Consider the following 18,670-nt stretch of genomic DNA (forward strand, 5'->3'; position numbering starts at 1 on the left):
TTATACAACAGACTGCCCTATTGTGACATGTTTCTGCAGACTAATAAAATACAACCCCGCTTCCTTCACCTTATAACCAAAAGTCTGCTCCCATTCCGACGCATAAGTCTGAACCTGCGGCCGGTAGAAGTCAATGAACGACTGCTGCTTTTCTTCTGTTACACTGTCTGTCTTGAAATCAACAATCACCCAGCCATCCTCTTCCTCGAAGAGGAAGTCAATGACCCCACGAACGTAGGCGTGCATAATGGAACCTGTACCTTCCGATGCGGCAGCAACCTCTGATGCTGCACTCCCAGCATGGCTAAATCCCCTGATTAGATCGGCATTCTTTCGAATCATCAGCGGCACCTCGAATAAGCGTCTACGAGCGCGCAGGCTGCGCTGCCAGAGTTCGCTTGAGACTACACTTCTTACAACTCGAACGGCTTCGCTATTGAGCTCCTCAGCCATTCCTTCCTCATCCGCTAAGAAGCGTATGGTGTCCTCAAGCTCCGACTCCGAAAATCCCTTGCCTAGCAGCTCAATGGTACGGTGAACGACGCTCCCGAATGCCCTGCCTTTGCCTTCCGCGGACCATTCCGGCGTATCGCCGCTTGCTTTAGCCAGGCCGGTAACGGATAAGACCGCGTATGTTGGCTCACTTATAGCCTCAACCCTTAGATGTCGATCTTCCGCGACCTTTTGCAAATCTGGACCTTCGGTCAACTCCATCTTCTTCTCTGGGTTCATCGTCAGCACATCTAGCTCGCGTGCGAGATCCATCCCATCTACAAGGGGAGTCCAAGGGCACTTTGTCGGTTGATCGGGATACAGGCTGATGACCAGCATCTGCTTCGGGCGTGTAGCCGCGACATAAAGTAACCGATCTTTCTCTGCATTGGAGAAAGCCCGCTCCCGTTCGTTCATCTCACTCCAGCCCAAAGGCTGAGCGATCACTTCTTTTTTGAATTCTCCGATTGATTTACTTATCGTAAAGTAACCTGAAGCCGAATCGGCGGAACGATCAATATACTGCGTCGCATCATAATCAGATTCCCCACAGGGACAGGCCAAGAACACTAAGGGTGCTTCAAGTCCTTTGGCTTTATGCAGATTCATTATCCGGACAGCCTGGTTGCCGCCAGCGTACAGGCTCGATGTCTCCATCCCTCGATCCGCGAGCATGTGCTCGATCAATCGACACAATTCCGACCAGCTTGAACTCGCTGCAGGATCTCCATGTAACAGCTGCAGCATTCTCACCAATGTCCCCGCACGAACAGAGCCCGCCGGCAGCGTCGACACGTAGGGTAGAATACCGAGATCATCCACGATTTGACTGAACGCGGCGGCCGCGCTTAACGTGCGAACCCACCCTTTATATATCTGAAGCCTTCCAAGCACCATAACCACTGCCTTAGCCTCATCACCGCAGGCCGCAAGCGTCGGTAAGTCAAATAACGAAACCGAATATCCGTCCTGCTTATAGACCCATAATTGCCGATCGCTCAGGCCAAACAGCATGCCACGCATAACCGCGAGCAGAGCCGGTTTATCAGAGGAATCCTCCAAATACCGAGCCAGCTGGTATAATGCCAGCAGCTCCTCATAGACCGTCGTACTGCCCGAAGTATCCGCCGGTACGCCGAACGAATCGAGCTGTTCTGCGTAGAGGTGGATGAACTCCCTCTTTTTCGTCAGAATCAGAAAATCACTCGGAACCGCATTTCGTGTTCCTCCATCGCGATCTACAATCTGTAAATTGCCATTATGACACGCCCACGCTATATATCGTGCGATCTGCTCAGCATCTGCTTGTGCGACGGCAGCTTTGCCTCCCGGCATTTTGGGATAAGGAAGAACGTATATCCCATGCGGCGTTTTACGAGCGCCTTTAGGATCGGTCGCACGTGTCTCCATCTTCACGAACGCAGCTTGTACCTCCGTTTCCGAAGACGGAAATTTACCGACAAACTGACCATTGATGAAATCGCCGATGGAGTGTACCGAACGAAAATTAGCTGTTAAACGACAAACTGCACCACACTCCTGAATGCGAGCCTTGACTTCGTTATAGATCGAAATATCCGCTCTGCGGAAACGATAGATGGACTGTTTCGGATCCCCCACCCTCAGTGCTCCCCGTGAGCAGAAACATCAGCTCCGCTTGAATCGGATCCGTGTCCTGAAATTCATCGACAAGCAGCCGTTGGTATCGTTCGGCGAAGTAAGCTCTTACTTCGCCATTTTCACGTACAAGCTTGGCAGCTTCCATGAGTAAGTCTTGGAAATTCAGTTTTCCCGCTACGTATCGGCGCGCCTTGTTATAATCAAGTACAGGCCGCACGAAGCGGATCAGCTTCGGATATAGATATTCCCGCCATGCTTGAAGGAACGGAAAAAGAACGTTGATCTGCCATTCGGGAAAGAGCTTCTTCATCTCGCCGGCATGTTCTTTGGAGGTCCATCGATTCAGCGTCACGTCGAGCTTGCGGTCAAACTCCTTTGCGATCTCGAGAATTCGCATATCATCCGACAAGTCGATGTAGCGCAGCTTCTGACGCGTCTGCCGGACAAGCTTCTGAACCGCATCCCAGCCTTTCTCAGGCTCCACCGTCGGAATATAGGGCGCTGCAGCATCGAGCAAAGGAAACAGCGTATCCCGAATCCGATCAAAGCTGGGCCGCTCCCGCTCCTCACAAGGCAGTTCAACATCCGTAAACAAAGACACGCGGTCAAAAACATCCCGCAGGGTGTTTACATCCACCCGCAGCGACACTAACTCTTCGAGTTGCAACCGCGCTTCCCCATCCAGCTCGGCCATGTATTCATCCCAACAGCTCGCACGGAAACCCTTATCGCTTTCTTCGTCCATTTCTTCAAATGAAGGGTCCAGCCCTGCCTCAATGGGACGCTCGCGCAATAACGATCCACAGAACGAATGGATGGTTCCGATGAAGATCAGATCCAGATTCCCCAACGCCTCGGATAATCGCTCACGAACGATAGAACCCTCCGATGATCTTCGATAGGCTTTCTCCAGCGCCAGCCGGAAGCGTTTCTTCATCTCGTCTGCAGCTTTGTTGGTGAACGTAATGGCAGCAATTTGGCCGATGTTCACACCGGACTCGATCAATGCCAGAAGTCTACCTACCAAGCTGGTCGTTTTACCCGATCCCGCTCCTGCCTCAATGAGCAAGGTCGTATCTAAATCCGTAAGGATCCGGTCACGGTCAGCTTGGTCTGCCGGTGCCGTAAGGCCGTACGATTCAGTCATGTTCCTCCACCTCCAGCAGCGCACTTAGAATATCCGCATTTACTGACGATTCACGTTTGCCCGCCATCCACTCCGCATGCGATCCGCACACGGCTTGGTAATCACACCATCCACATGTCCTCGATTCCTTAGCTGGGACATAGATCCCTCGATCCCGAGATTCAAGCAGCTTGGCAACAACAGAAGCAAGGTCTTCTCTCCGGTTCTGAAGTCGTGTTACCTTCTCGCCGCGTCCACGCTCCGTTGGAAAATAATATTCCGCCTCCGTCACCTTGGCTTCAGGATCAATCCCCGTCTTGCGAAGCCACTGCTCTACAGCAATGGAATAGATCGCATGCTGCAGCTGTGTTCCGCCGCTGAAATAGGCTGCAGCCTTGTACTTGCTGGTGCTGCCTGTTTTATAGTCGATAATGCGGTACTCGTGAGGTCCGATCCGATCGACCCGGTCTACGAAGCCTCTCAGCTTAAAATTGATGCCGCCGGGCAAGCGAATCTCTATAGGCTCTCCATCCTGTGCCGAGAGTTCTAATTCGAAGAAGCAGGGCTGATCCGTTCTGCCGACTTCATGAAGATAAAAGATTTCCGCATCCCGACGAATTTCCTCACATTCATTGTTGAATACATGCGGATTAGGGGCAGGAATAGTTAGCGCATTTTCCCGTATTACGGCTTCCGCGATCTCGACCAGTCGGCCTTTGTCATGCTGGGCCGGTTTTGTTCCTTTGTCCGTAATGTCCTCCAGATACCGTCTGAAAATATCGTGCAGCAAGGAGCCTCTCTCGCTTGCTTGCAACCAGCGGGTCCGGTCGAATTCCGAGACCTCCTTCGGACGAAGCTTCAAGACATAGTAGAAATAGTATTGCAGCCCGCAGCTCGCATACTTCTCTAACTGACTTACACTAATGGTATCGCGGCATTGAACGTCATCTAAGGTATGAGAACTTGTAGAAGTGTCGCTCTCCACCCAGCCGTCATAGGCTGATAACCGCTCATCTAATCGAGAAGCCTGAGCTTGATGACCCGCGGCAAGAGCAGGGTACGTTTCCATCGCAGCCTGCCATCCATCGTTGAATTTCCCATTTGGTCCCTGGAGCAGCCCCGCCCACGCATCGATTCCGTCAACCGGAGCAGATACACCGGTCGTATGCATGATATCCATCACACGGTAGGGTTCACCTAATGAGTGTTCCAATGCTCCAAAATCAAGTGACGAATCCCCTGTCTGCAGCCGCAGAACTTGAAGCATTTCAAAAGCGGGACCTTGGCTTTTCTGCTCCCCTGTATCATAAGAGGAGTAGCTTAGCCAGATCTCGCCCCGAATTTGAGACAGCCGGGACTCCCGTTCGCTCCTGACATATTTCGCACGTTCCTTGGCAGGCTTCAAGTGCTCAGACAGCGTAATCCGTTCTTGGTCCAGAAGAAGAGGGTCTTGGACCGCAGATATACTCCAGGTTCTCTCATCCATACCCAAGACCCAAGTCCGATCTCTCCCGCTCCACCCGCCGTTCTGTAGCGAGCTAATGTGAATCGTACCCGGTTTCGGTGTTGCCGCGGCGCGAATGCGAATCCCGGCTAACATCTCTTTCACGTACTGGACAGCCAAATCCATTGGCATGGGTTCAGATGGAATTGTGGCGTAATGTTTCGTCAGTTCTTTCAGCGCTGCTCCTACATGAGCGTCCTCCGGTGACCGAACCGGCACATGCTTCTGGACAAAATCCGTTACCCACTCTAACAAGATAAGTGGATTCCATTCATGGCCTTCGGGCAGCCGATCCAACCAATTTTTCACATAAATAAGTAAAGCAGTGCCTTGATCCCGCTCTTCCTCACTTAGTCGTTCTTGACTAAGGATAACAAAATACCGTTCTCTCCCCCAACCAATACCGGACTTCTCCAGCAAGCGAACCCAATCGGTGCGAGACCAGCATTCATCTGAGAACGATATATAGCCATGTCGCAGCATTTCCGCAAGCCTCTTTACCGGGAAACCTTCGACAATCCAATCAAGTATCCCTAAAACCGCTTTCCCCGCATCACAAAATACAAGCGGCAGCCCGTTCGAGAGCGTACATTCGACGCCCAGTGCTTCGGCATGCGAGTGAATAATGGGTGCATAATGCTCATAATCAGACAAAATGATTTCCATCCGATCAAGAGACGCAAGGTCCGATAAGATTCTTCGAAATCCCTCTCTGACCTCCGCTAAGCTTCCGGTTGCGCGGAACATCCTGAATTGATTCTTTGAAAACTCTTCATTTCTATAGAATGGAGCCTCCGAATCCAGGATGCAGAGACGCTCCCCCGACAACTTGTGGATCATGTTCCGCTCCAGCAACGACCAACCTGTTGGCGCAAGCGCCAGATAAACGGTTTCGTCCCTGCCTGGCTTCAAGTATTCAGCCAATCCAGCAGCATCCGTCACGTTATTTTTCCGCAGATATGTCTCATAGGCTGCAAGCAGTCGCTTCAAATATTCGCCTTTATGCAGATTCGTGAAACACTCCGCCTTCACTTTATCCGAACGAAGACCGGCCAAGCGCATATCGGATATAACACGATTCACTTGATTGACGATACCCGGCTTCAGCATGGACTCGTTTATATAAATCATCGGACTCTCAATGGCCAACTGCTTCATCAACTCACGGACAACCCAAACCGACTGCCCTTCATCAAGCAGACTGATATTTCTGCGGAACAGCTCTGACTTGGTATGTGCGGTTACGATTCCGCGAAGAGTCTGCACTTCTACATTAAAAACAGCTCCATAACGCTTGCATAACTGCTCAAGCAGTTGGTGCCCTTGTGCGTAGGATCTGGACAACAACACTTTCGGAGACAATGGAGCCTCGTTGATTTTCTGATACAACCGAGCGATCAGATCCATGTAAAAGCCTCCCTGCGAATTCATTTAATCTCATTTTACAAATTCGAATAGATAGCAGGATGTCAGCGAATGTATGTTCCGAAAAACGAAACACCTCGCTTGGGATCAAGCGAGGTTCGTTAACGCATCTGCAATCAGCCCGTAAATGTAAACTGAATTTACCGATTTACTCGTGACTTCTTGACTTACAGAGGTCCCTTTAAGCCGTACATGATAATAGGGATATATTCTTTCGAATTCTTTGAATGTAATGGTCCGGGGCATTTTCAGAATGGAGCTTGGTCCATTATCCTTTGCTTCACTGATGATAAGTTTAGATCCATCCGTATTGACTCGAAACCACAATGGTGCCCTTTTGTTTTGTGGGGCGATATGTATCTCGGAAGATTGGCTCTGGGCGCGTTCAATAATTCGATTCCATGTTTCAAGTGCTTGCAAGGTCTTCTTCCCCCTACTAAACTTGTCTTGTTTCTCTATGAATGATGAATTTATCCACTTATCTTGGAACCGCAGCAGGAACATCGCTTCTTTTCGTCATAGAGCAAATACTTCTTCATGGCATTTAACACTTACTTATTCTTCAAATTAACTGATTCTCCTTCTAAATTTAGACCAATATTCCCACTTTTCGACACTCCATTAGTCCAATAGGATCTGAATCGTCTGGCTTGGGGAACCATTCATTACTTACGTTTCATCCGGCGATACTTTTCTTGATGAAGCTCCTTACGCTTCTTGCTGGAATACTCGAAATTTACCAGCTGACTGTATAGCTTCGCTGACTCCTCGGCCATGACCGGGCTGCTCATGGTTACGGACATTTGAAGCATTTGATCCGCCTGGCCTTTCAGCAGTTTCTGACCATGTTCCATATCCCCTTGATCAAACGCTACCATGGCTTCTTCAATGACCTTCGCAGATTTGGTCAGCTCAACCTGCTGTACCACTTCGGGGTTTCCGGGCACGTTTAGCAAATTGATATCCGACGTGAAAACAGCCATTACATCAATGGTAATGCTGCAAGCTACAGCGTTCTCCGTGACATCAACGTACTCCCAGGATAATTGGAGCACATTATGCTCACCCTGTGTATGAGGATGAAAAGCCAATTCTACGAGAACGGACTTTACTTCATCCTGATAAAGGTCGCCGGCGTGGATAATGGGATGCCCTTCTTGATCATCCACCGGATACCCATAAAGTCCGACAATTTGTGTTCCACCCGATGGAATCAGCCTTAGCTTGAGATTCTGAGCGACTACGGATAGCAGCCCCTGCAACTCTTGTTGAAAAATCGAAGGAATGTCATCTGCCTTGTCAATATAGTAGAAGTTTCCGCCACCATGCTCCGCAATGCCTTCCATCAATTCTTCATCGAAACCGTCGCCGACGCCCATAGCACTGATCCCGACACCAGAAGAACGGTATTCCTTTGTAATTGCGAACAGCTTCTCACGATCCGTGATCCCTTCGTTGGCATGACCATCTGACAACAGAATTACACGGTACACCATTCCTTCGGCCTTGTTCTTCCGGACATGCTGCGCACCTTCGATCAAGCCTCCGCTGAGATTCGTTGTTCCACCAGCCTCAATTGTATCTATGCGCTGCTTGATCAGATCCTTATGCGTCACTTTTGCAGGCGGTAAAACGGTTCTAACCTGGTCATCAAATGCGACTAGACTGAGTAGATCATTGATATTCATTTGTTCTGCGACAAACCGACACGCTTTTTTGCTGTACATCAGTGGTTCTCCCGACATGGACCCGCTACGGTCCAATACCAGAGAAAGATTGATCGGAGCGCGGTCTTTGGCGGCATTCATCCTTCCAACCCCATGTGCTTCGATGAGGAGATAAATCTTCTCCGCTCCTCCAGTCGGCAAAAACGGCTTACTCCATGAATGGTTAAACAACACAGGTTGATTCATCTTGCATCTCCTTTCTCCGAATAGATTTCATTAACTTCTTTGCTGCGCGGCTGTTTTTGGCAGATACATAATTCCCCCATTTACGAATACCGATATATTCCAGAATTCCAAGGCACGTGATTAAAGTAATGGTATTTGTTTCTTCATCTCGCACATAACGCCAATAGGTCTTATCAAAGTAGACCGCAGGTTTTCCCTTCCACTCCAAAAAACAAAAATCTTTTCTCGATAACTTCCACAATTGATTTTGAAAATGATAGAAGTCGTCTTGACATGTCGCCGCTCTCTCACAATAACGTTCAAAAGCGTGTTTCGTTATGATGAGCTTCATTTGGCCAATGTCCTCCTTCATTTCATCCTTGTACTTGCTATCTTAAACTTTCCCTTGGGCACCTGTTTGTCAGCGAATAGATGTTCGTACAAAGAAACCCCGCTTCATAGCGAAGCGAGGCTGCTCTATTGGTTACTCCTATTGATACATCATGATCCACTGCGACAACTGCTGTTTTAACGATTCCCGGACGGCTTTGGGCTCCACAATTTCCGCCGACGGACCATACTGCAGGATCCATCTCAAAAACTCCTTTTCATTATTGACCGTGACTTCAAAAATAAGGCTGCCGTCCTTCTGGTCCTTCATTCGCGGGTGTACGAAAAGTTCTTCTTCCCTAATATAACGGGCGACTTCAGCATCGAATCGAACTTTGAACGTGACGTTCTTTTCCCCACGATCTATGGACCACGTGTTTTTCAAGTATTTTTTGATATTGAAATCGCCTTTGTCAAACTGCTGCCCGGTAAGCTCCACCTGCTGAAAACGGCTGATCCGAAAGGTCCGAATGTCCTGCGCTAAGTGACAATACCCGATCAAATAAAACCGCTGATCGCGTGGGACGAGAAAATAGGGATCGATTTTGCGTTCCGTCGTTTCATTGCGGTATTGCGTATGGTAGACGACGTCGATTGTTTTATGCTCCAAGATGGCTTGAATGATAGGCTGCAAAAAATTTGGACTTTCTTGACGGTATGCAGGTGTACCCATTTGAATGACACCGACGATATCCTCAATGATACTATTTTGTCGAGATTTCTCTTTAAGATGAGTGCCCATTACCTTATCATATGCTGTGTCGAAGCCTGGAGGCAGCTTATCCTTGTCCAGCATGGAAGGGAGCAGCGAAAACACGAGAGCTTCTTGTTCGGTAAAGTTAAGAGGATACAGGAAGAACTTACCCATAAACCGATATCCGGTTCCCCTGCCTTCTCTGGAAACCGGAGCAATCAGTTCAAGTATATCCATATCTCTATAAATTGTCCGGATATTCACATCACATTTGAAAGCAAGATCTTTTGCCGAGATTCCAGGGTTTGCCTGAATAGCGTTAATGATATTAAAAATGCGGATGACTTTATCAATCATATAATCCCCTCTGTTTTCCATAATAGGTTACACCCATAACAATAGAACAGCACAGTCACCGAACAATCTGATCTTCGTACAAAATCTCCATGGAATTATATCCGTCATGCGATATCTCCCATCTTGGCATATGCAATGTAAATTCTTATCATATTGGGGATTCTACACTTCACCTAGTTCTTCCTGCCTAAGAAGGGAAAATACGCAACCTCCTCTGTCGTTTTAATGGTATATACTTCCTCTATGCTCGGTGTAAGTTCGACAATGACTGTATCCTTCACGACAAATCGCAACGACCATAGATTGTCAGCGAATATACGTTCTGCCAATTAAAAAAAGCACCGCGAAATCTCATCTTGAGATCGCGGTACTGCATTCATTTTAGAAAATGGGCAAACTTATCCGGGGCATTCCGAATGTCTTGAGCCAGCTTCTCGTATTCCGCAGATAATTTGACAGAACGAACTCTTTTGGCGTCTTGATCGCGCGGCTCGATGAAACCTTCTTCTCTCCAATTGCTCACCTTTTCCCTTATTGAACGATCCGACAAGCGCAGCAGGTCTCTCATTTCACTTGTCGTCAAGGTGTCTTGTTTGAAGGTTAGTTGAGCGAACACCATTCTTTGCTGGGGATCTAACTTGCGAATCAGATCCGGTTCGATTTTGGTCATTTGGACGGATTTCTCTGTTACAATGGCAGCGGCTTCTTGAAAAACCTCCGCCAAACCATCAATAAAGAATTCCAGCCAGGGCGTCAAGTCAGCCTCGTTCCGCCCAAAATAATAATTGTGATGGAGACCCAACTGGAGTCGACGATAATACTCAGCTAAGTTGCGGTCGTAGAAATTCTCTAATACGAATAAACCCTTCAGTCCATGACCACCGCGACGTAAAAGATAGGTCGTAATCATCCGGGCTGTTCGACCATTACCGTCCAAATACGGATGAATCGTTAGAAATTGCCACATGAATATCCCAGCCTTGATCGGCACCGGAACCGAATAGGTTTCTGGCGAATTCACCCAAGCAACCAAATCTTCCATTAATACCGGAACATCTTGCCATTCTGGCGGTAAATAAAAACCAGAAGCATTGCGGCTGCCAACTTGATTTTGTTCTTCGCGATACTCGCTAACACGCGGTCTTCGTCCGTGGGATATTCGGATAATGGCATGCAGTTTTTTAATCAATTCCTCTGTGACAGGAAGCTGCCTTTTTTCTGCTGCATCCAGGTATTCTAAGGCTTTCATTAAGTTATAAACTTCCTGCTCTTCATTGTCATTGCTCGTTTGGTACAAGACTTTTCGCTTTGTCGCCTCATCAAGCGTGTTTCCTTCAATTTTCGTTGAAAGGATGACCGTCTTTTCCATCGATTCTTTCTTAAGCAAGTCCAGAATAGATGCGGGCAATGGAAGCAAATCCACCACAACGCTGGCGCGTTGTATATCCATTAGTCTGCGGGCAATGGCGTCCGTTATTGAATATTTGGGGGTAAACATAACATCACCTTCCTCAATAACATTATACCATTGCCGCTATTTTGCCGCAAAGTATTTTTATTTCATTGCATTTTCTACGTATATTTCAATTTCTAAATGTCATCTTATACAACGCTTTATTCTCCAGCCCTCGGATGGGCTGTGTCCACAACTCCTTGTCAGAAGTGGCACTTAGTGCATCCTCTGCCATCTGCAGCTTAGCATCCAGTGCGTCGATATGATGCAGCGCTACTGCTTCCGCCGTTTGCGGCTGTACCGGGCTTCCCCATTCCCCGAGGTTATGGTGTGAGAGAATAAGGTGCTGCAATCCGATCACTTGTTGCGAATCGAGTGGAAGCTCCAGCCGCAAAGCCGCTTCAGTGATCCAACTAGCCGCCATGGCAATATGACCGATCAACTTACCCTGGGTGCTGTAATCTGTCACGACCCCAAGCTGAGCGATCATTTCCTCTGGCTTTGCGATATCATGCAGGATAATTCCCGCTTTGATCATGTCCGCATTTAGAAATGGCCTCTGCTTGCAAAGGAACTCTCCAATCTCCAGCATACGAACGACATGATAGGCCAAGCCTGCGAAGTATGCATGATGGTGCATTTTGGCCGCTGGATAATGAGCTAGTTTCTCTCTCACCTTATCGACGCAAAAGCTTACAATATCGCGAATCACCGGATCCGAAATACTCTCAATGACTCTGTCTATGACTTCTAATAATTCCGTAGATCCCATTGGTGCAGCTCGAATAAAATCGGTTAGAGACACACCGTCTTCTTCCCTTATATTGCGAATCCTGATGATCTTAAGCTGCGGTTTTTCCCGATATAACTGAACAACTCCTTGAACCTTGATCAGCGTCATCGGAGAAAAGTTGTCTCTTTCCGTTTCTTTCACATCCCAATACTTGGCAGGCAACTGTCCACTGGAATCACACAGCACCAAATCAAAGTAGTCCTTTGCCGGCGATGTGTTGGTTTGCTTCAGTTCCAGCTCCTTCAATAAATAGAAGCCGACAAATTCATCATTTGTACTCAGGTCTTTAATCAACGTCATGCTATCACCCCCATCTACAACTCCAAAAACTCTGCCTCTGCCTCAGAAAACCCATATTCCTTGAATTGCAAATATTTCTTTAACGTCCCCGTCATTTTCAGAGGATAAGGCTGTGCAGTAGTCGATTCAAAGGTAATGCATACCTCACGTAAGCGATGCACCGTCCAAGCTAGACGCTCTCGGTCTTGCCTATCCATCGGACCTAATGGCATATATTCGACAACTCGAGGTTGTTGAAAAGCCGTTCCCAAGTTATCATACTTGGTCATGGCCTTGGCAATGTTCATCTGGGTCTTAGGTTTGTTCCCCACACCATAATACAATCCGGACTCGTGATCCGAATAAACGCCAATAGAGAAAGACATAGGGATAAAACCGTAGGCTGGAACATCATCGTTGGAATTAACACGAATAACAGTCATTCCGCGTTCGTTTTGAATCCATCCAGGTAATTCTGGGTCCTTCCCACGGACAATTTTGTTGTTTTGAATCCCATCCAGTCCTTTATATCGAAGCCCCGCTTCAACTAACACGATTGGCTCCTTACCGATCATTCGCTCCACTCTTAACTGCTCTCCGAACCAACGGGCCATCTCCTTCTTCTGCGCATCTGGAGCTTTGGGAAGCGGATCAAACTGATCTGTCTGCAACACAGCTTCCGACAAAGGCACCCATTCCTCAAGGCCTCGGCTCTTTACCATTAGTATACCGTTTTCGAATTTCGTCAGAATCGCATAGATTCCTTTATCACCCGAAACCAGATCATAGGCTATGATGGGACGTTGTTCATTGACATCCAGATATGCCTTGTAATCGATAACTCCCGTGTCCCCCAATAAATCCAAGATACAGTTGAAGACTTTGTGAATATAGTTTGACTCTGGTTTATCCTTCTTTCGTTTAGACTTCTTGGCCCCGCTTTCGGGATAGACAAATTGAGTCATCCTCCCCGTTAATTGAAACCCTTTACGAACAGCTTGCTTGGGGTCGGTTCCTTCGCCAAGCTTTTTCCATTCATCTTTAGGTAATATTTCAATCAATGAGCAAGTTAGGGCTTGATTCCCTTTAACATGTTCGATGCTTCGGAGGATTTTGTTGGTTCGATGTTCATCCGCCAGGTCCTTAAGTGCTCCACGATCCAAGCCATCTACATAGTCCTTCCTGTCACACTTGACCACAATGATGCGGTTTCGAGAGGAAGAGTTCAACCTAAAGACATCTCCGTCGACTTGTTCAGCCAGCAACTTTCCTTTATATTTCTTAGCTTTCAATGCTTCAATGACACATTGATATAAAGAGTCCGATCCCCACACTTCAAGTACAAAATCTTTATCATGCGCGCAGTAAACTGGTGGGATCAGTCCTTTCACTCGGCCCCCTGTCCCTTCTCGCTTCGGTTTCTGCACAAGTGGCAGCGGCGCAAGCGGTCTCCAGTCGGACAAACTTCCTCGCACCATCTCGTAGAAACCCATTTTTTCCTGAATACTAATGCCCGCTTCAATATAGGGGGAATGATTAAAAACTCTATTATTATGAACGATCCATATCTTAGAGGAACTACCTGTATGATAATTAGCTGGATTTGTTAAAATGTCCTCTGTTGATAATGAATTGCCCCACAAAACATCACAAAACAATTCGTCGAGCCCTTCAGACCAACGAGTATAAGACCCAATTCCACCTTCTCTTCGGAAGGATAAACTCGCATAGGAACGTAATCCCATTGCATTATCATTAATAAGGGGATTGTCCATGGAAATCAGTAACGTGCTATTAATACCGCCCTTCAGATATTTTGTCTCCTGAGGTTTTGTAATAAACCGCCTTATTCCAGCCGAAACCATCAAAAGAAGGCGTCCATGCTCCCCAGCTCGATACTGCAGCCGAAATCGGACGACATAAGAAAAAGTACCAGCTCTAGTGGTTATGGGCTCAGACATGCACTCTGCCCTTTGCGTAGCATATACTTGCGAGAACGTAAGCTCAACTAGCTCATCCTGTTGCTCAAGATGTAGTTGCTTCGGACTCAAGCAAAATTGATGGGCAACAAGAGCTGGCAGCAATTCATATTCTAACCTTGAATCACGATTCAAAATGGAATCTACCGCCTCGCTTCGCCAGTCCATTGTATTCATATCCAAATCATCCGGTGCAGCTACGCCCTGCCTCGTTGCTATTTGGTTCATCCATCCCTTAGCCAGCAATAAAATCATTCCCACCGGGACTGGCTGCGTTGCAATGAGCCACGGACGGTTTTCATCTTGATAAAATTGATTATTCACCGAGACGATCTGTGGAAATATACTTTGCAGTTTTTTACCTAATGGTTTAGTCGCAAAGGGCAGCTTAACGCCATTATAAAACTGACGAATAAATTCCCTCCAAACCGTTGGAATATCCAGTAGATAGATCTGCTTATTATTCCAAACATCTTGATCGCTCTCGAAAGCATACAGCTGCAGTTTTTTACCAGTCCGACTCATGAGCCTCATTCCTTTCCATCATGTCTTTCATACTGTCTATAAATGGTCCATATAAACTGCGAAATGCTGGATTCGATTCATGATCCACCATGATCTTCAGCCAGTAATCCAACATCGATTCCCCAACATCCGTGCGCATAGGCTGAGCTAGAAATTTACCATCGCAGTAGAACACTCTGGCCGGTGTGCCTTTACGAAGAAGCCTTCCAATCGTTTGCCAGACTGGGATAAACGTATACCAGGCTATGGTCTTTCTCTCCGCAGGATTCAGAACGGACCAATAGTCTGGTTTACGGTACATCCGGTGGAGCAAGCTATTACTTTCGCTGCGAATAAGGTCCAGTGCCTGTTTATAAAGCTTGCCTTCAAAATCGGCACGTTCAATGAAGTCAGGCAGTTTGGCATGCAGCAGTTGGATGAGATATTTCATGTCTTGCGGAATCGGATATGGCCGTATCATAAAAAACACAGATCCGAATAATGAACCTTTCGTATCATCCAGAATGTTATAACCACGACTTATCGCAAGTAAAGGTGCAATCAGCACATCAGCGTTTTCGTTAGCAAACCGCTCTAATTCTGCTCTTGAAAACTCGGCTTCGTAAAAAGGATCCGGGTCCCTCGTTAATAGGCGGTATCTATTTTTCCAAGAAGAATGTGATGCAAATACGGCTCCGACATCAGCAACGTCTTCATAGGAGTTAACAATCAACAATACTTTACGATTCACTCCCGAGTAACCCCACTCCATTAATTCTTGTTCAATCTTGGGCATTAACTTGGCGGATAACGTACGTAAATTTCGTTCTCTCCTATCCTCAATCTCACCGGATATTGAGATAGGTTTTTCCTTTCCATGCTCATAGATCGGATAATATTCCTGGTGAATGACTGGAACAGCCAGATTGGATTCCAACAGCCAGCCAGGCAACGATGCAATATGATAATGGGCTGATCCTGGCGCCAGACTTGTACCTGAAAGCAGAACAACCGCAGGACCTTCATATCCATCTATTCCAGCGTAGATCGATTGCCAGTCTTCAAGGAGAAGCCGACCGACACCTGAATACTGAACGGCTTTGAATGTACCCGTGTCATTCCCAGGTTTTACTTCATACAGATATCCGGTCATACGTCCTGTCATCGCATCTTTCATAATTGCTGAAAATTCACGTTGAATCGTGTAAAGCCCCTCGAATTCAGATAATTTCCCTAATTTGGCTTGTACTAGCGGATATAGATCCATGAACACTTGTATATCATGATCAATAAGTGCCAGACATAAATATAATTCCAACGAATGTACCGGGAATTTCAATCTTCCAACAGGGCTTGGCTCACAGCCCAACTTATGGAGAATGGTAGTTAGAGCTTGTTCCCGCTGCTTCTTCGTTCGAGCTTGCAGCATTTTCATTACATCTGGATAGATAAGGTGATCCAATGGGTGATCCGCATAGTTGCGTAATTCCTGTTCGATTCTCTCTCGATCCTGTTCATCCTTAGCAAAAGCACCACTAATACGATAAACTTCGGTAGAGAGTCGTAATAGCTTCCGGTACAAAAACTGAGCGAATTCAGGCGATAAATTCAATGTGCGATATACACCGCGGCGAATGGTGCTTTCAAGGCGATTCAGTACATCCATCCAGTCTTGTACAACCTCGTCATGTGCATACTTACCATAATAACCTATCGTTTTCCGAAAGGATTCTAACAGGGTCTTTTCAAAGAGATGCTGAGAGTTACCAAACAATGCAATCTCGGACACGAAGGAATCGTCGAATTGCTTCTGAACCGCATCGGCTTCATCAACGAAAATGATGTCTAACAAGTCATACATCGCTTCATAGATTGTTCTCTCATAAGGGTCCAGCATAACAGGTAGTTTTGTTTTCAATATGCTTGCTGAGGTTGTAACCCATACTTCCGCTTGGATCAGGGCTGCGAAATCACGATAGATTCCGCAACTGGCTGCATAAGGGCATATGCGCTTTTTCTCCTGCTGAATGATCTGACGACATGGATAATCGGTCGTATTTTCATGGTCGTTGGCAAGGGCATGGATGATGCAAAAATCGGATACATTTCGGAGTTCCAGATAAGAATCCTGCCCCCAATCCGTTACATCCCGAATCTGATGACGACGGGCGGATATATAATCTTTCTGATGTTTACGGCGGCCTGATCTCCCAATTACAGGAACAGCATGAATGCCCAATAAACGAAGTTCTTTAACTCGATTTAATACTTGAGGAACACTGCTCTCGATAAATCCGATGCGAGCCCCCTCTCGGACTAAGCGATCCGTCTCCAACACCATTAAAGTGGATTTTCCCGATCCCAGTCCCCCCACGATATGCTGTAGTCCCTTATACTCAAACTGTCGGATACTAGGGTTTGTCAGTGATTTTAGTTTAAGGCCAATTCCTGCCCGTTCCTTCCATTCCGATGCTGCCGAAGCTTCTCGCATCCCCTCAGTCTGATAAGTATGTTCGTCACCAAGCTGAAGTGCAAAATTCCCCTTCGGTCTATATCTCGGAAAGGTTGACGTATTATCCAACGGCGGTAGAATTTCTCCGCCATAACGAATGGGCTCTTGTTCCTGATTATATTTGTTGTAGTGGAACTTGCCCGCTGTAGCAAAGCGTATGTCCTTTGACTGATGCGCAACAGGCTGTTCTAATAATTGCTCGTACCATTTCCCGCGATCGGAAAATAAGGTAGGGGTCCGTAGTCTCCAATGACTACCGTCGTTTTCATATAATCTATAATCAACCGATAGTTCTTCATACTGTTCGAGTAAATGATCCCATGTCATCCTTGAGCGCAAGGCACTATATAAAACTCTTATCCGGTGCGCAATCTCCTTCCTAGCATGCTTGGGAAGTATAGGAGAATCATAGCCTGATAAAATCGAATATCCCTCACGAATGTCAATCGCAGGATCGACCATCAAACAGCCCGTGACGAACATTTCGACAGTATAAATGGTTTCAATGGATTGCCGCGGCAATCCAGACGGCAAGAGACGTGGAAGGAACTCCTCAAAATAGGTCCAATACGATACTCTCATTTCTTCGTTGCCTCCCCTGCTAAATGCTTCTGCACATCCTTCTCATTTATGACCTTTAGATGACTCGCATGGGTCATGAGTGCTTGTGTAACGAGTCTTGAATAACTGGGGTATATGTTTGTTCGGTATTGTGGAATGACGATATACACATGAGGGTCTCGATACTTCTCTAGTTGGTGTGGTTGCATATTATTAAAGAAGCTAGCCAAATGTAGGGGATGCTTAAAATCTTTCATATCCAGATAGACGATATGCGTATCCAATTCGACGGCTAAATCAAACCGATCAACTTGTGGAAATAGTGTAACCTTGTAGCCTTTCTTCGTTAACCAATCTTTAGCTGCAAGTTCAGCTAACCCTGGCAACATCGTGTACCGATAAATTCCATAACGCAATCGATGCATGGGCTCATGGGTTTCCCATTTCTTAAGCTCTCCGCGACTGGCCAGTTTCCCACAAAGATCTTCTGCCCCGCATTGCCAGTGATCGTTACGAAATTCCAGCGTCCATCCGCATCGTGGACATTTGCGATATCGTTCTACATCGTCAGAAATTTCTTCATAACAGCGACTAAGCTTTTTCATCAGTTCTGTATCCTTAAGCTCCAGCCCAAACTCCATTAAACGATAAGCAGATACAACCGGATTGGTAATAAGGAACTCTCGAAGTTTTCGGTACTTCTCCTCTAGCCTCGGCTTTGTCCCTCGGCAATAACGCAATATCTCTACTATTTCTTGTGTCTGAGCTTCTTCAGGCGAATCGTACATGATTTTAAATTCACGTGCGTCTGGTGACAGGCCCAGGTCCGGAATCAAGAGCGGCGCGTCCTCCGGATAGATGCCGGCTACTACAATTCCCCATTCTTCTGCCGGTTTTTGCAACAATTGAATAACTGAAGGCAAATCGATTGGCGCTTCCTTTCCCTCCAACATTAGTAGGCGAACAAACTGCATATGCCCTTGACGCAACAGAGCCGGCGGCTCACCGAGTTCATTCCCCCATTGTTCCAACCCGGAGATTACATTCAATAGACAATCTCTTACGGCTTGATCCTTTTCCATTTGAACA

The 18,670-nt window shown here is 46.9% G+C and carries 11 protein-coding genes; all 11 read right to left on the reverse strand.

Annotation, left to right across the window (positions count from 1 at the left end):
* Positions 1-2,112, reverse strand: coding sequence for a UvrD-helicase domain-containing protein (locus tag A7K91_RS27305; RefSeq protein ID WP_068685590.1), 2,112 nt, complete (start codon positions 2,110-2,112; stop codon positions 1-3).
* The gene (locus A7K91_RS18755; RefSeq protein WP_068685591.1) at positions 2,054-3,259 is read right to left on the reverse strand and encodes a UvrD-helicase domain-containing protein; all 1,206 of its coding nucleotides are present in this window, start codon (positions 3,257-3,259) and stop codon (positions 2,054-2,056) included. The genes A7K91_RS27305 and A7K91_RS18755 overlap by 59 nt, the downstream gene beginning before the upstream one ends.
* On the reverse strand, positions 3,252-6,149 hold the full coding sequence (locus A7K91_RS18760; RefSeq protein ID WP_068685593.1) for a PD-(D/E)XK nuclease family protein: 2,898 nt from the start codon (positions 6,147-6,149) through the stop codon (positions 3,252-3,254). Before A7K91_RS18760 ends, A7K91_RS18755 begins: the two co-directional genes overlap by 8 nt.
* A 683-nt stretch (positions 6,150-6,832) precedes the next feature.
* Entirely contained in the window at positions 6,833-8,080 is a 1,248-nt protein-coding gene (locus A7K91_RS18770) for a vWA domain-containing protein (RefSeq protein ID WP_068685597.1), read from the reverse strand.
* On the reverse strand, positions 8,058-8,411 hold the full coding sequence (locus A7K91_RS18775) for a hypothetical protein (RefSeq protein WP_068685600.1): 354 nt from the start codon (positions 8,409-8,411) through the stop codon (positions 8,058-8,060). Before A7K91_RS18775 ends, A7K91_RS18770 begins: the two co-directional genes overlap by 23 nt.
* Before the next feature lie 138 nt (positions 8,412-8,549).
* Positions 8,550-9,500, reverse strand: coding sequence for a helix-turn-helix transcriptional regulator (locus A7K91_RS18780; protein WP_068685670.1), 951 nt, complete (start codon positions 9,498-9,500; stop codon positions 8,550-8,552).
* 376 nt (positions 9,501-9,876) lie between these two features.
* Positions 9,877-10,998, reverse strand: a complete 1,122-nt coding sequence (locus A7K91_RS18785) for a Fic family protein (RefSeq protein WP_068685601.1) — start codon at positions 10,996-10,998, stop codon at positions 9,877-9,879.
* Positions 10,999-11,083: 85 nt separating this feature from the next.
* The gene (locus tag A7K91_RS18790) at positions 11,084-12,046 is read right to left on the reverse strand and encodes a 3'-5' exoribonuclease YhaM family protein (RefSeq protein ID WP_068685602.1); all 963 of its coding nucleotides are present in this window, start codon (positions 12,044-12,046) and stop codon (positions 11,084-11,086) included.
* A gap of 14 nt (positions 12,047-12,060) precedes the next feature.
* Complete coding sequence (locus tag A7K91_RS18795) at positions 12,061-14,529, reverse strand: pPIWI_RE module domain-containing protein (RefSeq protein ID WP_068685603.1); 2,469 nt, start codon at positions 14,527-14,529, stop codon at positions 12,061-12,063.
* A complete protein-coding gene (locus tag A7K91_RS18800; protein WP_068685605.1) occupies positions 14,513-17,602 on the reverse strand; it encodes a pPIWI_RE_Z domain-containing protein in 3,090 nt (1,029 codons plus the stop codon). Before A7K91_RS18800 ends, A7K91_RS18795 begins: the two co-directional genes overlap by 17 nt.
* Entirely contained in the window at positions 17,599-18,663 is a 1,065-nt protein-coding gene (locus A7K91_RS18805; RefSeq protein ID WP_068685607.1) for a restriction endonuclease-related protein, read from the reverse strand. The genes A7K91_RS18800 and A7K91_RS18805 overlap by 4 nt, the downstream gene beginning before the upstream one ends.
* Between the last annotated feature and the right edge of the window lie 7 nt (positions 18,664-18,670).

The organism is Paenibacillus oryzae (assembly GCF_001675045.1).
GTDB lineage: Bacteria > Bacillota > Bacilli > Paenibacillales > Paenibacillaceae > Pristimantibacillus > Pristimantibacillus oryzae.

Bases quoted from the DNA above. Each gene is read 5' to 3' on its own strand.
- A7K91_RS18785 (WP_068685601.1), bottom strand. From the start codon at position 10,998: ATGTTTACCCCCAAATATTCAATAACGGACGCCATTGCCCGCAGACTA.
- A7K91_RS18760 (WP_068685593.1), bottom strand. From the start codon at position 6,149: ATGGATCTGATCGCTCGGTTGTATCAGAAAATCAACGAGGCTCCATTG.
- A7K91_RS18805 (WP_068685607.1), bottom strand. From the start codon at position 18,663: ATGGAAAAGGATCAAGCCGTAAGAGATTGTCTATTGAATGTAATCTCC.
- A7K91_RS18790 (WP_068685602.1), bottom strand. From the start codon at position 12,046: ATGACGTTGATTAAAGACCTGAGTACAAATGATGAATTTGTCGGCTTC.
- A7K91_RS18755 (WP_068685591.1), bottom strand. From the start codon at position 3,259: ATGACTGAATCGTACGGCCTTACGGCACCGGCAGACCAAGCTGACCGT.
- A7K91_RS18795 (WP_068685603.1), bottom strand. From the start codon at position 14,529: ATGAGTCGGACTGGTAAAAAACTGCAGCTGTATGCTTTCGAGAGCGAT.
- A7K91_RS18775 (WP_068685600.1), bottom strand. From the start codon at position 8,411: ATGAAGCTCATCATAACGAAACACGCTTTTGAACGTTATTGTGAGAGA.
- A7K91_RS18770 (WP_068685597.1), bottom strand. From the start codon at position 8,080: ATGAATCAACCTGTGTTGTTTAACCATTCATGGAGTAAGCCGTTTTTG.
- A7K91_RS18800 (WP_068685605.1), bottom strand. From the start codon at position 17,602: ATGAGAGTATCGTATTGGACCTATTTTGAGGAGTTCCTTCCACGTCTC.
- A7K91_RS18780 (WP_068685670.1), bottom strand. From the start codon at position 9,500: ATGATTGATAAAGTCATCCGCATTTTTAATATCATTAACGCTATTCAG.